The organism is Rhodococcus sp. SG20037, assembly GCF_031763325.1.
Taxonomy (GTDB): domain Bacteria; phylum Actinomycetota; class Actinomycetes; order Mycobacteriales; family Mycobacteriaceae; genus Rhodococcus_F; species Rhodococcus_F qingshengii.
The window spans coordinates 1694832-1710113 of record NZ_CP134497.1; the positions used below are offsets into that span (position 1 = coordinate 1694832).

The window sequence follows — 15282 nt, forward strand, 5'->3', positions numbered from 1 at the left end:
GAATGACTGTCGGTGACAAGTGTGTGTCCGGTGTTTCGATTGGGTGTCCAGGACCTCACACCGCAGGTCAGCGAGGGTGCGGTGTTAGCATCGACGAGAAATTGATCAAGCACTCGCTTGACGATCGGAACGTCGGAAGGATCTTCTCGTGCGCTCGACCCGACGGGACGAAATACTCGCTCATGCGGCCAAGCTGTTCAGTGAGCGGGGAATCGCCGCGACGACGGTGCGAGACATCGCCGACGAAGTCGGGATCCTCTCCGGCAGCCTCTATCACTACTTCGACTCCAAGGATGCGATAGCCAACGAGATCGTCGTCCGGTTCCTCGAAGATCTCAACGTCCGGTACGAGGACTCGATCGAACCGGAAGGTTCGGCTCGAAATCGCCTGGCCACGATGGTGTCGGTCTCTTTTGCCTCGGCGGTGGATCACCCGTATGCCACGGAGGTCTATCAGGGAGAAGCCATACTTTCGTCGCAACCGGCGGACGCGCCCATCACCATCCTGGTTCAGAAGGCACACAGCTACTGGCGATCGGCTATCGCTCGCGGAATTGCCGACGCGGAGTTTCGGGAAGACATCGATCCCGAACAGTTTCACCGTCTCCTGCGTGAATCCGTCTGGTCCACCGTCGCGCAGTATCGCCCGCAGCTTTCCGAATTGGCCGAAGATCTGCAGCGCAATCTGATTTCGGTTTTCCTGGACGGCTTTGCCGCACGTTCCGTCGACGGCGAGCCGGTGGCACGCATTGCGCGGCGCACGGCGAAGAAGGAAGCGCAGACCGAATCTCCCGACTCGGACCTTGCCGAACTCCGCTCTGATGTCGACGAATTGAAGTCCGTCATTCGCGAACTCAGCTCGTCGATCCGGCAGCTGCAGAAGCCGTAACACCGCAGTTCCTGCGCGTGTAGTTCGGATTTTGACTATCAGTGTGACCCAGTGCATACTTCTGTCCACACTCGCAAATCAAGCGCTTGTTTGATTTGCCAAGCAAAGTTTGGACGGGAGTTCGATGTGAGACTCGGAAAGGCGATCGCCGTCTGCGCGGCAGTGGTCCTCGGGGCGAGCGCGTGCGCATCTGCCGGTGTCATTCCCGAAGACACCATCGTCATCGGTTTGGACGAGGACTCCACCGGGCCCGGTGCGTCGTACAGCACGATCGCCGGCAAGACGGTGCGGATGACCGTCGACCTGATCAACCAGGCGGGCGGAATCAACGGCAAGCAGGTGGAATTGGTTGTCGAGAACGACGAGAGCAGTCCCACCAAGACCCCGTCGATCATTCGGAAGTTGGTCGATCACGGGTCCAGTGCGGTCATCCTCGCCACGGGCAGTGGGTCGGTGCTGCAGGCCAAGTCGATTCTCCAGCAGTCGAAGATTCCTGCGATAGCTCCGGTCGTTCTCAGCGACGCCTTTGCCTCGGCGCCCGACAACGACTTCTCGTTCATGATTCCGAACTCGTTGAAGCAGTACGCCCAGGTGTACTGCGGGGCTTTCGAGAAGATGGGGTACAAGTCCCTGGGAATTCTCGGTGACGCGAGTGCATCCATCGACGGAATCATCAAGACTCTGCGGCCGGCGCTCGAGAAGTGCGCGAGAGTGACGGGCGTCGAAAAGGCGCCGGTCGATGCCGCGGACATCACCGCACAGGTCTCACGTCTCGCGGAAACCGAACCGGACGCGATTCTGGTCGCCAGTATCGGCGGGCACTTCGAAATCCTCGCGCACAACACCTTGTCGAAAATCACCCCGCAGACGCAACGCTTCTCACTCGCTTCCATCGGAAACCAGCCCGCATCTTGGGCTTTGGCGGACTCGAAGGCGTTGAGCGGCATGGTGTACATGGGCTCGCTCAGTGAGAACAACCCGAGAACCGCCGAACTGCGTCGCAAGGTGCAGGCGGTGAAGGGGCCTGATTATCAACTGACCGCCTACGACGCACAGGCGTACGACGCCGTCATGATGTTGGCCGAGGCAATCGAAATTGCCGGCGACCACCGAGATCGGACGGCCGTTCGTGATGCTCTTCAACAGGTTTCGGCACTTCCCGCCAGCTTCGGCCAGGACGGATTGACACTGTCGTTCTCCTCGCAGGATCACCTGGCTCCGGACAGCCTCTGCGGACTGGTGCTCGTCGAATTCGGTGAGGACAACAAGCCTGCCCGTCCGTGGGATTCCTACCAGCCCCCGTGCGGATAACCGAGGAGCATTGACATGACAGACGCACAACTGTGGCTCGCAGCCATCGAGATCGGTGCCTTCTTCTCGCTGATAGCCCTCGGAATGTATCTCGTGGTGGTCGGCGCCGATTTCTTCAACTTTGCGATGGGCCCGTACGCGATGGCTGCGGCCATGGCGTCGAGTTGGGTCGCGATCAATTACGGGCTCGCTCTCTGGATTGCCATGCCGCTGGGGATCGCGGTAGCGGTGGCGCTGTCGATCCTGACGGAAAAGCTTGTGGTCAAACAGGTTCAGAAGCGTTCGGGTCGTGGGGAACTACCGGCGTTGGTGGCGGTGACCGCAGTACTGTTCGGGATCCAGCAGTTCGCCGGCACGGTCTTCGGCCGAACACCACTTCCCGGACAGAAGATCTTCGACTTCGATCCGATATCGGTGCTCGGTGCCACCGTCGACAGTTCGACCGTTGTACTCGTCGTCGGAACTGCCGTGATCTTCGTCGGTATCGGACTGTGGCTGAACCGGTCCACCTCGGGCCGTCTGCTACGCGCCGTCGGCGACAGTCCGGATGCCGCCCGCGTCCTGGGCTTGCCGGTGGATCGGGTACGCCTCATCGCGTTCACCCTCGCGGGTGTGATCGTCGCCGTCGCCGGACTTCTGTTCGCTCCCAAGGCCGGTGTTCAGTTCACGAGCGGTCTGTCATGGACGCTGACGGCATTCATCGCACTCGTCATCGGTGGTACCGGCCGAAGTTGGGCTCCGCTGATCGGCGGAATGGTGTTGGGCGTCGTCCAGGTATTCGCCCCGTACTACTTCGGTGCGAGTGCTGCTCAAACCGCGATTCTGTTGATTGCCCTGGTGTTCTTCGCTTTCCGTCCGGAAGGCTTGCTCTCGAGGAAGGTTCGCGTCTGATGGCCTCGCTTTCTACCAGTCCGCTGACGTCAAATCCGCCCACTACATCCGGCCGTTCCCGGACGAGGATGCTCGCCCTGTCACGAGAAGCGCTGATCACCGTGGTCGTGGTTGCTGCCGTGCTGCTGTGGATGGGGCCGAGTCTGTACCGGCAGGATCTGGTGTTCCTCGCTGCGACGTATTCGCTGATCGCACTCGGCATGTACGTGCCATTCGTGCTCGCGGGATCACTGTCGATGGCGTACAGCGCTTATGCGGCGATCGGCGCGTATGCCGTTGCGCTGATCTCGGTTCGGACCGGGTTGTCGATGTGGTGGGGATGGATTCTCGGCGCCCTCGCCGCTGCAGCGGTTGCAGTACTCCTCAGCTTGGCAACGCAGAAACTCTCCGGCTTCTACCTTGCCGCGGTGACCTTGTTGTTCGGTATCGCTTTCGAGCACTGGTTGATCGACGGGCCGAGTTTCACCGGCGGGTCGGCCGGGATCTCGGGCGTCGAGACTGTGACGATGTTCGGCTGGGAGCCACCGCGCTACGCATTGGTCGTGTTCGCGATCTTGTTCGTGTGTCTGATCGCGGTCACTGTCGATCGACTTCGGAAATCGGTGTGGGGGCTGATGTTGCAAGCTGCCCGCGACAATCGTAATGTCGCACGGTCTTCCGGCGTCAATCCTGCGCACCTGACCGTTGTGGCGCTGGCGATCGGTGCCGCGATCGCGTCGACCGGCGGATCGCTTTTCACCGTGTCGGTGCAGGCTGTCACTCCTGAAACCTTCACTCTCAGTATTGTTTTCCTTGCGATCTTCATGCCGATCATCGGCGGTCGCGGTTCGGCGTGGGGTGCTCCGCTCGGTGCATTGATCGTGGTGATCGTGACGCTGAACATGCCTGGGTACCAGGGAAGCGGCGAACTCCTGCTTGCCGGAGCCGTCCTGGTGATCCTCATCGTCGCGCCTGGTGGGGTGATCGGGTGGAGTCAGAATGTTCTGGGTCGAATGAACCGTCTGTACAAGGAGCGTGGCAATCGATGACTCGGCTACTCGAAGTGAGCGGGCTCCACAAGTCCTACGGCGGCGTCCGCGCTGTCGACGATGTCTCGTTCAGCGTCGGACCGGGAGAGGTGATCGGACTGGTCGGCCCGAACGGGGCAGGCAAGACCACCCTGGTGGACTGCATCTTCGGCACACAGCAAGCAGATTCCGGAACCGTCGCGCTCGCGGGTGCTGCCTTGACGGGGCCGTCGGAGCGCCGTGCACGGCAAGGGCTCTCGCGCACGTTTCAACATCCGCAGCTCGCGGCGGAACTCGATGCCGTCGACAACATCATCCCGGGACTGTACGGGCACAAGATCACCTCACCGCTGCACTCGCTGTGGTGGGCGATCAAAGGACCTTTCGAGAACTGGGACCGGACAGCACAGCGGGCCCGGGAGATTGCTGCGCGATACTCGGTCACCGACGTCGAGAGTGCTTGCGGGGATCTCAGTTTGGGCGCGCAGCGTCTGGTCGAGGTGGCGCGGGCGATGGCGACCGAACCCGAAGTCCTCCTGTTGGACGAACCGTTTGCCGGTGCGGATCACGACGGCATCGCTGCCATCTCCGGTGCCGTGCGATCGATTGCCGCGCAGGGCAAGGGAGTAGTCCTGGTCGATCACAACGTCGATCTCATCGCGGCGCTCGCCACCAAGATCGTGCTGCTCAATTTCGGATCAGTGGCGTTCTACGGACCACCGCAGGAGTGCTTGGCCAGCGACGCGATGCGAGAAGTCTATTTCGGTTCCGAATACGAGGAAGGCGCCTGACATGCTCGAACTCGACAGAGTCACAGTTCGATACGGATCCGCTGTCGCCGTCCGGGAAGTCTCCCTTGTCGCCCCCGCCGGTGAAGTGACAGCGATCGTCGGGCCGAACGGTGCGGGCAAGACCAGCTTGGCGGGATCCATCTACGGCTCGGTTCCCGCCACCGGGACAATCAAATTCGATGGTCGAGAGATCCAGAAATTATCGGCACTGGATCGTGTCCGCAGCGGATTTGCCTACGTTCCCCAAGGCAGGCAACTGTTCATGCGAATGTCCGTTCGCGAGAACCTACGCGTCGGCGCAGACCTGCTGGGATTGAAAGCCGAAGCCGTGGAAACAGCTTTCGAGAGGTTCCCGATCCTGCGTGAACGCTCGGAGAGTTATGCCGGGGTCCTCAGCGGTGGTGAGCAGCAGATGTTGGTTCTGGGGCGGGCCCTTCTGGAAACCCCGAAGGTGTTGCTCCTCGACGAGATGATGACAGGACTGGCACCGAAAATCGTCGCGGAGCTGCGAGCATTGGTCGGGGGTCTGGCCGCCGAGGGTGTGACCGTCATCGTGACGGAACCGGCACTTACTGCACTGAAATCGGTTGTCGACCGCGGATATGTCATGCAGCGCGGCGAACTCGTCCGCGAATGCGATTCCGCAGCGACACTGGACAACGCGTACAAACAATCGATGGGCGTCCTCAGCGCCGACGGGAGATGATCGACGATCATGCTTGAAACGAAGACACTCGACTTCACCGTCGGTGAATTCGCCACGAATCCGGACCGCTTCGCCGGCGTCAGCATCAGCGAAATGGTCAGGCATTGGTCTGAGACCATCCCGGACGAAACCGCCTTTGTCACTCCGGAATCGAGGGTGTCGTGGAAGCAGTACGACGCGGCTGCCGATGCGATCGCGTCGGCGCTGGATCTAGCTGGTGAGGGATACGGACATGTAGCCGTGTTGCTCCCCGACACCGCTGTATTCCATGCGGCTCTCTGCGCAGCATTTCGTACCGGCCGCGTCGCCGTCGGAATCGGTTCGCGCTCGGGCATTCGCGAGATCTCTCATCTGATCGCCCGCTCGGAAGCCTCCGTACTCGTCACCACTCGCACGCTGCGCGGCGTCGATACCGCCGAACTCGTGGCGAGTCTGCGGGCAGAGCATCCCGGACTGGACGTCGTCTTCGCCGACGAACGCGCCGACGTGAGTTTCGAACGCGTGAGCGCAAACGGCGAACTCACCTCGTTGCCGGTCGAGCTAAAGCAGTTCCCCGCAACCAGTCCGTGTTTTGTCACGTCAGCCGTTTCGATGCTGAACTCGACCTCCGGCACAACGGGCCTACCCAAACTGGTCACACAAAGCGAGGATCGTTGGGTTGGTTTCTCCGAGATTGCCGCCGAGGCGGCGGCGATCGGTTCGGATGAGGTGTTCCTCGGCGCGGTTCCAGCACCTTTCGGATTCGGCCTCTGGACTTCGCATTTCCTGCCGGCACTACTCGGTGCTCGCAATGTCGTCATGGAACGCTTCGACGTTTCGGTGATGATCGAGTTGATCGAGCGCGAACGGGTGACTGCTTTGAATTGTGTGAGTACACAATTCAAGATGCTGTTGCGTTCGGAGGCCGCGGAATCGGCCGATCTCTCGTCACTTCGTTTCATGTTCACCGGTGGTGAAGCCGTGCCCTATTCGGAGGCGCTGGCATTCGAACAACGTACCGGAGCGGCTGTCCTGCAGTTCTACGGATCGAACGAAACCGGCGCCGTCTCGGTGACGACGGTTTCGGACGATTCCGACACCCGACTGAAGACGTGCGGCCACGTCATCGATCGCATGCGAGTTCGTGTATTCGACGATGCGGCAAAGGAAATGACCGGCTCCGTCCGCCGCGGTCAGCCTGGGGTGAACGGACCGCTGATGTGTCAGGGCTATTGGGGGGACACCGATGCGAACGACGAGTTGTACACCGATGACGGTTGGATGCTTCTCGGCGACATCGTCGAGATCGACGAGACAGGACGGGTGCGTGTGGTCGGGCGCAAAGCCGACATCATCATTCGTGGCGGCAAGAACATCTCCGCGGTCGAAGTCGAGGAGTACGTGCGCGCGCACCCTTCGGTGGAGTTGGTCGCCGTGGTCGGGGTCGACGATCCGCTGTTCGGTGAGAAGGTCTGTGCGGTCGTCGTGTCCGCCGATGACGATCTGAGTTCGGAGGATCTGACCGCCTGGCTGCAGAGCCGAGGAGTGACCCGCGAGTACATACCCGAGTACGTGATGACGGTCGCCGAATTGCCGATGGCGGCAGGCGGCAAAGTAGCCAAGGGTGAAGTCAAGGCACTCGCGCAGAGGCGGATCGCTGAACTCGGCTGATCGCACTTGGCGGTACCGGCTTCGCGTTACGCTGATCCGGACATTGTGCCGAGAGTGAAGGAAACCCGATGACGAACCCTTCACCGCATCGGTGGCGCAGGCGCTTGCTGTGGGCTCTGGCAATTGTGTTCGTTCTGGTCGGAGCCGTGGTTCTGGCCTTCGTTCTGAGCCCGAGACCTGGCGCACTCACCGTGCGATGGGTCTTCGATCGTGATGCCGTGAAAGTCACCGAGGCGCTCGAGAAGCACGCGCCCGAAGGCGTCGACTCGATCAAGGACCAGCAGTACCGCGCCGATGACGACGACGCATACCTGGATGTCTACTTTCCCGCAGCGACGACGACCGCATTGCCTACGGTGATCTGGACTCATGGCGGTGCCTGGATCTCGGGAAGCAAGTCCAACTACGCGCCGTACTACGAGTTGCTGGCCTCGCGTGGCTACACCGTTGTGTCCCTGGACTACTCACTCGGACCTGAGCACCACTATCCGACTGCGGTGCGGCAGCTCAACGACGCTCACGCGTACGTCGTCGCGAATGCGGAACGGCTGCATGTTGATCCGACGAAGATCGTTCTCGCCGGTGATTCTGCGGGAGCGCAACTCTCGAGTCAGCTCGCCACTCTCATCACTGATCCCGCGTATGCGAACCGTGTGGGCGTGGTCCCGTCGCTGCGGCAGGATCAGTTACGTGGAGTAATCCTGAACTGTGGAATCTACGACGTCGGGAACATGGTCGGCGGACCCGGCATCATCGGTTGGGGAGTTGATCGGTCCCTCTGGGCGTATACCGGCGTGCGTGACTTCATGAGTACCGACGCAGCGGATCAGATGTCGACCTTGAACTACGTCACCGATCGATTTCCGCCTGCCTACATCAGCGGCGGCAACGCCGATCCGTTGACGGATTCTCAGTCGAAACCGATGGCTGACAAATTGACCGGGTTGGGAGTTGCGGTCGACACACTGTTCTATCCGGCCGATCACGTTCCGGCGCTCGGGCACGAGTATCAGTTCGATCTGGACAATGCCGACGGTCTCAGTGCGCTCGATCGCACGGTTCAGTTTCTCGAGGCTCATACCGGCTAAATGTCGGATTGTGGTGAACCACTGAGAAAATGGTCATTTTGGACAAAGCTCCGCGGGTGCGTTGCCAGGGAATTCTCAACTAGTCCTTTTGGTCTAGCCTGGGTGAATCCGATCCGACCCCAGGAGTTGTTGTGCGCGCGTCTTCCCCCGACAGACGGCGAAGGCGCATTGTCGGAATCGCGGCGGTATTCGTCGTCATTCTGCTGTCCGGGGTAACCGCGGCACTCGTCAGTCCGTGGCCAGGAGTTCTCCTCGTACGGTGGATGTCAGCGGGTGGCTCCGAAGCGACTCACGCACAACTCGACAGGCATGCACCGTCAGGAATCGTCTCGATTCTCGATCAGTCGTACCGCGACGGCGACGACGATGCACAACTGGACGCGTACTACCCGTCGGAGTCCACTTCGGCGCTACCCACGGTGGTCTGGGTGCACGGCGGTGGCTGGATATCAGGATCGAGAACTGATGCCGACGGTTACTACAAACTGTTGGCAAATCAAGGGTTCACTGTGATTTCGGTGGACTACTCACTGGGACCAGATGCGTATTACCCCACCGCAGTGAATCAGCTGAACGACGCGTATCGATTTATCGTGAGCAATGCGGACAGGTTGCATGTCGATTCGACCAATCTCTTTCTTGCGGGAGATTCGGCAGGCGCGCAGTTGTCCAGTCAGTTGGCGACCGTCATGACCAGCCCTGACTACGCGTCGGAAATGGGTGTGGAGCCGGCATTACGTCCCGAGCAGATACGCGGAGTTGTCCTCGACTGTGGGGTCTTCGATCTGAAACCGCTGCTGTCACAGGGGAAGTACTTCGGTTGGGGCGTCGACAAGCAATCGCTGTGGGGGTACCTCGGAACGAGGGACTTCGACGGGTCGACTGCAGTGGGTCAGATGTCGACACTGGGTCATGTGACCTCGGACTTTCCAGCGACGTTCATCACCGGCGGAAATGTCGACCCACTGACCGCCAGCCAGTCGAAACCCATGGCAGAACGGCTCGCCGATCTGGGCGTCGAGGTCGATGCACTGTTCTACCCGGACGATCACGAGCCTGCACTCGACCACGAATATCAGTTCGACCTCGACACCGTGGACGGGGTGATCGCGTTCGATCGCACAGTCGCGTTCCTACGCGACCACGTGCGTTAGCGCGGTCAGCGAATCACGTACGGCGAAATCGAACTCCGGTGCTCGCTGATGTCGAGGTCTTTACCCAACGGAGGGAAGGCACGCTGCGGACAATTGAGGCGTTCGCAGACACGGCAGCCCGAGCCGATCGGCGTTCCCGGATTCGACTCGTCCAGATCCAGACCGTCGCTGTAGACGAGTCGGTGGGCGTGTCGAATCTCGCATCCCAATCCGATGGCGAAGATCTTTGCGGGCTGTCCGTATCGAGCCGCTCGACGTTCGACCGTGCGCGCAACCCAGAGGTATCGACGACCGTCGGGCATCTGCGCGATCTGAGGCATGATCTTGCCCGGATACGAGAACGTCTCGTAGACGTTCCACAGCGGGCACGTACCGCCGCTGGTAGAGAAGTGGAATCCGGTGGCGGACTGACGCTTCGACATGTTTCCGGCACGATCGACACGCACGAACATGAACGGAACCCCGCGAAGTTTGGGGCGCTGCAGGGTCGAGAGGCGGTGGCAGATCGTCTCGTAGCTCGCGGAATAGAAGGCAGACATGCGCTCGATGTCGTACCGGAAGTCCTCGGCAACCTCGTGAAACTGGCTGTAGGGCAGCACGGTGGCCGCGGCGAAATAGTTGGCCAAACCAAGCTTCGCCAGGGAGACCGACGCTTCGCTGGTGAAGTTGCCCTCGGCCACCAACGAGTCGAGCAGGTCGCCATGCTCGAGGTATGCGAGTTCTGTCGCGAACTTGAAGACCTGTTGCCCGCCGGAGAGCCTTGCGGAAATTTCCAGGACCCTGGTGTCCGGGTCGTAACGGTGAAGTATGTTCTCGCCCAAGTCGACTCGTCGAACGATCTGCACGTCATGGACGGACTCGAGGCGTCTGGCGATCTCGCCGGCGACGTCGCCACGGTGAAAGCGCATCCGGGCCGTGAGTTCTTCGGCTGCGGTGTCGAGATCGTGGATGTAGTTCTGTCGCTGATAGAAGTAGTCGCGCACTTCCTCGTGCGGCATGGTGATCGAACCGCTGCCGCTGCCGTCCGAGAAACGGTCCTCCGTGGCTGCGGCGAGCTGGGCCGTCGTGTTGCGGAAGCGGCGATGCATGTTCACCATCGCCTTGGCCAGGCCCGGGTGGGTGGAGACCATCTCCGCGATTTCGTGGGCGTCGGCGTCGATACCCATCTCCTGATCGAGGGCAACTTCACGCATTTCCGCGATCAGGCGTGTGTCGTCCTGCGGGGAGAAGAAGGTGGTGTCGACACCGAAGACTTCACTGATTCGCAGGAGCACCGGCACGGTGAGTGGCCGGACGTCGTGCTCGATCTGATTGAGATAGCTTGCCGAGATCTCGAGCGTCTTGGCCAGCGAAGCCTGACTCAACCCGCGCTCGGTCCGCAGTTGGCGGAGCCGGACACCGACAAAGGTTTTCGACATTTTCCCAGGATACGAGTGACAGTCCGGCTTCGCAAAGGTGGGTTCGCAGTCTTCGCACAGGGGCTCCGCCCCCGTGAGTGGTTGAGGAGCCTCGGCACTCCCTAACCACTCACGGGGCCGGAGGCCTAGACCCTGTTCTCCGAACGCGGGGCGCCGATTCCGGGATCGATCTGGAACGGCCCGCTCGACGAGGGTGCAAGGGGGAAGTCGAAGATCGCAGTCGGGAGATAGACCGTCGAACACGAGTTGGGGATATCCACGACACCCGACAGGCGGCCCTCGATCGGCGCCGCGCCGAGTAGCAGGTACGCCTGCTCTGGCGCGTACCCGAACTTGGTCAGATACTCGATCGCATGCAGGCACGCACGCTGGTAGGACAGATGTGAATCCAGGTACTTCTGTTCGCCGTCCAACGTGACGGAAGTGCCCGAGAACGCAAGCCACTCGGAATACTGCGGATCCGTGTTGCCCGGCATGAAGATGGCGTTCTCGGAAACACCGTAGGTATCCATTCCGCCCTTGATGATGTCCACACGAAGATCGATGAAGCCGCCCATCTCGATGGCACCGCAGAAAGTGATCTCACCGTCGCCCTGGGAGAAGTGAAGATCGCCGACCGACAGATTCGCACCGTCCACGAACACCGGATAGAAGATTCGGCTGCCCTTGGTGAGGTTCTTGATGTCCTGGTTTCCGCCGTTCTCACGCGGGGGAGCGGTACGAGCCGCCTCGCCGGCCACGCGTGTGTACTCGTCACCGGTCAAGGTTCCCAGTACTGCATCGCGGGGCTCGGGCGGAAGTGCAAGCGGGGGAACCCGATTGGGATCGGTGGCAATGAGTGCGCCCTCGCGGGCATTCCACTTGGCGAGCAAGGCTGCCGACGGAGCCGTGCCCATGAGTCCCGGGTGGACGATGCCCGTGAACGAGACGTGCGGAATGTGACGCGACGTCGCCGTTTGGCCGGAGAAATCCCAGACGGCCTTGTACGCGTCGGGGAACTGTTCGGTGAGGAAGCCACCGCCGTTGTTCCGAGGGAAGATGCCGGTGTACCCCCAGCCTTGGCCGGCCAACGGACCCGAATCTTCTTGGGGGATAGGCCCGATATCCAAGATGTCGACGATCAAGAGGTCGCCGGGCTTCGCGCCTTCGACGGCAAAGGGGCCGGACAGCGTGTGGACCGTGGTCAGTGGTGCATTGAGAATGTCGTCGGCCGAGTCGTCGTTGTGTATTGCGCCGTCGAACCATTCGCGGCAATGGACACGAAACGCATCACCGGGTTTCACCGTCACCGCCGCTGGGATGTCCGGGTGCCACCGATTGTGGCCGACGATTGCCTGGTCGGTGAATTTCTTGGCGGAATCGAGTGGAAACAGCAGTTCAGGCATATGCACTCCTCATTCTCGAAGAAACGGAAAACTCGTGGCGGCAGGACTTTCGTGTCGGATCGGGACTCACGGCGAGGGCGCGCGGTGAGGACGCTCAGGGGCGAGGCAGCTTGCGGTGCAACGGATTGGATGTCGTCGGCGCAGATTGCCGGCCGCGGCCCGGTAGCGACCCACTGACCACGGCAGGCTCGTGAGCCGATCGAGCAGTGCTGTCCAGTAGACCCATCGCGGCCGACGACGCGTGACTCAACCGGGGAGACGAGACCACCCGCTTGGACTCGAGACTGCACTGGGGGCAAGTAATCGACTGGGGCACTTCGGCCATCGCGAACGACCGCTCGAGCGGGCCGCAGCCGGTACAGCGAAACTCGTACAGAGGCATGCGGTCACGCTATCGGAGGATCCGTAAGTGCGACACTGGAACGACACGCACCGGGTTGCCGATGCCGCAATTGCGCCCGTCAGCGCAAGTACACAACCGCGTTGTCTCCGCCGGTACAGGTGACGATGCCGGAGGTCACCTTGCATGCCATCGTGTACTCCTTGCCGGTCACCGGACTACGTGCGGACACGGTGCTGGATGCACCGGTTGCACCGGAGTTCCCGTAGGCGATCCGAACCGCCTCGGCAAACTCACATGAAGTTTTGCCCCCACTTGTCGCGGACTCCTTGTAACTTCCGGCCGGCTGCCCGCCGGGGCAGGCGGACGCACCGGCCGGGAAGTTCGCGGCGCGTGTGGTCGTCGGGGGTGTCGTGCTGGGAGCGGTTGTCGTGGTGCCGGGTGTGTTCGCGGCGCTGATGGTGGTGTGGGCGGCGCCACCGGCGGCCGAGTTGGGGACGTCCTTCGGCCAGAGGACCCAGGCAAGCCCGCCGAAGAGAGCCAACACAGTGATGACTCCGATTACGGATACCGGAATCACCCAGCCGGGCCGACGCGGCGGCGGATTTCCACGTGGCGGTGCAGGCGGGAATCCCTGGGGCGGGGGATACGACTGCGGCGCGGCTCGGTAGCCCAACTGCGGCGGCTGTGGACCGGATTGCGACCATGCCTGGTTGTTCGGTGGCCGCTGATAGTTGTCGGGCACCGCTTTATCGCCCGGTCGGGGGCGTCGAACGACAAGTCATGGTTCGACAGCATATGGTCGGCGAACGGGTTGTCTCCGGCTTTCCCAGGGGTAGATCCCGGAATTGTCCTAGCGAAGGCTGTTGCCGAGGAGTGATTGCGGTCACTCGCGGGTAGTGAAGTTGGCTCCGAAGTAGCGGACGGGCCTGTTCCGAGTGGCGTGCGAACTGCCGGAATTCGCAAGCGGCGGAGTTGAGTGCATTTCGTTCACAGCCTGCGGTTTCTTTCCTACTCGCCAGTACGGAACCTGTCCGATTGGGTAGTACCAGCCGCGTAGGAATCTTCACAGACTTAGCAAAGTGTGTTGAAAAGGTAGCGAAGATTGGCATTAGCAACAGGTAGACGGCACTTTTTCGATGTGCCATTCTCGGTAAGTACACAAGAAGGGCCTGGCAAGTATGTGAAGTAGTACGCACGTACTGCTCACAACAGGCCGGACCAGCAGATCAAAGAGATGGAGTCTTGATGTCGACCACCGGCACCCCGAAGACCGCAGCTGAGCTCCAGCAGGATTGGGACACCAACCCTCGCTGGAAGGGCGTTACTCGTAACTACACGGCCGATCAGGTCGTCAAGCTCCAGGGCACCGTCGTCGAGGAGCAGACCCTCGCTCGTCGCGGATCCGAGATCCTGTGGGATCTCGTGAACAACGAGGACTACATCAACTCCCTCGGTGCACTTACCGGCAACATGGCTGTGCAGCAGGTTCGCGCCGGCCTGAAGGCCATCTACCTCTCCGGTTGGCAGGTTGCCGGCGATGCGAACCTCTCGGGCCACACGTACCCGGACCAGAGCCTCTACCCGGCCAACTCGGTTCCGACCGTCGTCCGTCGCATCAACAACGCACTGCTGCGCGCCGACGAGATCGCCAAGACCGAGGGTGACACCTCCGTCAGCAACTGGCTCGCTCCGATCGTTGCCGACGCCGAAGCCGGCTTCGGTGGCGCTCTCAACGCTTACGAGCTGCAGAAGGCCATGATCGGCGCCGGCGCTGCCGGTGTCCACTGGGAGGATCAGCTCGCTTCGGAGAAGAAGTGCGGCCACCTCGGCGGCAAGGTGCTCATCCCCACGCAGCAGCACATCCGCACCCTGACCTCGGCTCGCCTGGCTTCCGACGTCGCGGACGTTCCGTCCGTCATCATCGCCCGCACCGACGCTGAGGCCGCAACCCTCATCACCTCCGACGTGGACGAGCGTGACCGCCCGTTCCTCGACGGAACCCGCACGGCTGAAGGCTTCTACGGCGTCAAGAACGGCATCGAGCCCTGCATCGCTCGCGCCAAGGCTTACGCACCGTACGCAGACCTCATCTGGATGGAGACCGGCGTGCCGGATCTCGAGGTTGCAAAGAAGTTCGCCGAGTCCGTTCGCAGCGAATTCCCGGACCAGCTCCTGGCCTACAACTGCTCCCCTTCCTTCAACTGGAAGGCGCACCTGGACGACGCGACCATCGCGAAGTTCCAGAAGGAGCTCGGCGCAATGGGCTTCAAGTTCCAGTTCATCACGCTGGCCGGCTTCCACTCGCTCAACTACGGCATGTTCGACCTTGCCTACGGCTACGCCCGCGAAGGCATGACGGCATTCGTCGACCTGCAGGAGCGCGAGTTCAAGGCTGCCGAAGAGCGTGGCTTCACCGCCATCAAGCACCAGCGTGAGGTTGGCGCCGGCTACTTCGACACCATCGCCACCACCGTTGACCCCAACACCTCGACGGCAGCTCTCAAGGGCTCCACCGAAGAGGGACAGTTCCACTAAGAACTGACTTCGGGTGGGGGAGAGGCTCGGCTTCGGGTCTCTCCCCTGCTTGTATCACCGCACTACTTTCTCTCGTCTTCAAGGCAGTTCCGATTGCGTCGGCCACCAGCGTCG

At 61.4% G+C, this 15282-nt stretch carries 14 protein-coding genes; 10 read left to right on the top strand and 4 right to left on the bottom strand.

Annotated features, from left to right (window positions below):
• Window positions 1-148 precede the first annotated feature (148 nt).
• From RHP72_RS07950 to RHP72_RS07990, 9 genes are all read left to right on the top strand, one after another.
• Window positions 149-889, top strand: coding sequence for a TetR/AcrR family transcriptional regulator (locus tag RHP72_RS07950; protein ID WP_003941474.1), 741 nt, complete (start codon window positions 149-151; stop codon window positions 887-889).
• Between the two features lie 126 nt (window positions 890-1015).
• Window positions 1016-2200 (top strand): ABC transporter substrate-binding protein, encoded by a 1185-nt coding sequence (locus RHP72_RS07955; protein WP_070162648.1) that lies wholly within the window; start codon window positions 1016-1018, stop codon window positions 2198-2200.
• Window positions 2201-2215: 15 nt separating this feature from the next.
• The gene (locus tag RHP72_RS07960; protein ID WP_311094545.1) at window positions 2216-3091 is read left to right on the top strand and encodes a branched-chain amino acid ABC transporter permease; all 876 of its coding nucleotides are present in this window, start codon (window positions 2216-2218) and stop codon (window positions 3089-3091) included.
• A complete protein-coding gene (locus RHP72_RS07965; protein ID WP_047268869.1) occupies window positions 3091-4119 on the top strand; it encodes a branched-chain amino acid ABC transporter permease in 1029 nt (342 codons plus the stop codon). Before RHP72_RS07960 ends, RHP72_RS07965 begins: the two co-directional genes overlap by 1 nt.
• A complete protein-coding gene (locus RHP72_RS07970) occupies window positions 4116-4889 on the top strand; it encodes an ABC transporter ATP-binding protein (protein ID WP_064443299.1) in 774 nt (257 codons plus the stop codon). Before RHP72_RS07965 ends, RHP72_RS07970 begins: the two co-directional genes overlap by 4 nt.
• Window position 4890: 1 nt before the next feature.
• A complete protein-coding gene (locus RHP72_RS07975; RefSeq protein WP_020906733.1) occupies window positions 4891-5595 on the top strand; it encodes an ABC transporter ATP-binding protein in 705 nt (234 codons plus the stop codon).
• Window positions 5596-5604: 9 nt separating this feature from the next.
• Window positions 5605-7245: a class I adenylate-forming enzyme family protein gene (locus tag RHP72_RS07980; RefSeq protein ID WP_311094546.1), complete on the top strand. Its 1641-nt coding sequence runs from the start codon at window positions 5605-5607 to the stop codon at window positions 7243-7245.
• 68 nt (window positions 7246-7313) lie between these two features.
• Window positions 7314-8333 carry an alpha/beta hydrolase gene (locus RHP72_RS07985; RefSeq protein ID WP_311094547.1) on the top strand — a complete coding sequence of 340 codons (1020 nt, stop codon included), beginning with the start codon at window positions 7314-7316 and terminating at the stop codon, window positions 8331-8333.
• A 131-nt stretch (window positions 8334-8464) separates the two neighbouring features.
• Complete coding sequence (locus RHP72_RS07990; protein WP_311094548.1) at window positions 8465-9487, top strand: alpha/beta hydrolase; 1023 nt, start codon at window positions 8465-8467, stop codon at window positions 9485-9487.
• A 5-nt stretch (window positions 9488-9492) separates the two neighbouring features.
• On the opposite strand, the gene ramB is transcribed toward RHP72_RS07990, so the two are convergent.
• The 4 genes from ramB to RHP72_RS08010 all read right to left on the bottom strand — a co-directional run bounded on the left by ramB (window position 9493) and on the right by RHP72_RS08010 (window position 13375).
• A complete protein-coding gene (gene ramB, locus RHP72_RS07995; protein WP_003941547.1) occupies window positions 9493-10905 on the bottom strand; it encodes an acetate metabolism transcriptional regulator RamB in 1413 nt (470 codons plus the stop codon).
• Between the two features lie 125 nt (window positions 10906-11030).
• Window positions 11031-12290 carry a formamidase gene (gene fmdA, locus RHP72_RS08000; RefSeq protein WP_042923284.1) on the bottom strand — a complete coding sequence of 420 codons (1260 nt, stop codon included), beginning with the start codon at window positions 12288-12290 and terminating at the stop codon, window positions 11031-11033.
• 94 nt (window positions 12291-12384) lie between these two features.
• Entirely contained in the window at window positions 12385-12672 is a 288-nt protein-coding gene (locus tag RHP72_RS08005) for an FmdB family zinc ribbon protein (protein WP_037129638.1), read from the bottom strand.
• Window positions 12673-12751: 79 nt separating this feature from the next.
• A complete protein-coding gene (locus RHP72_RS08010; protein ID WP_311094549.1) occupies window positions 12752-13375 on the bottom strand; it encodes a serine/threonine protein kinase in 624 nt (207 codons plus the stop codon).
• Between the two features lie 503 nt (window positions 13376-13878).
• On the opposite strand from RHP72_RS08010, the gene aceA reads away from it, so the two are divergent.
• On the top strand, window positions 13879-15168 hold the full coding sequence (gene aceA, locus RHP72_RS08015) for an isocitrate lyase (RefSeq protein ID WP_003941533.1): 1290 nt from the start codon (window positions 13879-13881) through the stop codon (window positions 15166-15168).
• The last annotated feature ends 114 nt before the right edge of the window (window positions 15169-15282 follow it).

Bases quoted from the DNA above. Each gene is read 5' to 3' on its own strand.
- RHP72_RS07960 (WP_311094545.1), top strand. From the start codon at position 2,216: ATGACAGACGCACAACTGTGGCTCGCAGCCATCGAGATCGGTGCCTTC.
- RHP72_RS07965 (WP_047268869.1), top strand. From the start codon at position 3,091: ATGGCCTCGCTTTCTACCAGTCCGCTGACGTCAAATCCGCCCACTACA.
- RHP72_RS07970 (WP_064443299.1), top strand. From the start codon at position 4,116: ATGACTCGGCTACTCGAAGTGAGCGGGCTCCACAAGTCCTACGGCGGC.
- RHP72_RS07975 (WP_020906733.1), top strand. From the start codon at position 4,891: ATGCTCGAACTCGACAGAGTCACAGTTCGATACGGATCCGCTGTCGCC.
- RHP72_RS07980 (WP_311094546.1), top strand. From the start codon at position 5,605: ATGCTTGAAACGAAGACACTCGACTTCACCGTCGGTGAATTCGCCACG.
- RHP72_RS07985 (WP_311094547.1), top strand. From the start codon at position 7,314: ATGACGAACCCTTCACCGCATCGGTGGCGCAGGCGCTTGCTGTGGGCT.
- ramB (WP_003941547.1), bottom strand. From the start codon at position 10,905: ATGTCGAAAACCTTTGTCGGTGTCCGGCTCCGCCAACTGCGGACCGAG.
- fmdA (WP_042923284.1), bottom strand. From the start codon at position 12,290: ATGCCTGAACTGCTGTTTCCACTCGATTCCGCCAAGAAATTCACCGAC.
- RHP72_RS08005 (WP_037129638.1), bottom strand. From the start codon at position 12,672: ATGCCTCTGTACGAGTTTCGCTGTACCGGCTGCGGCCCGCTCGAGCGG.
- aceA (WP_003941533.1), top strand. From the start codon at position 13,879: ATGTCGACCACCGGCACCCCGAAGACCGCAGCTGAGCTCCAGCAGGAT.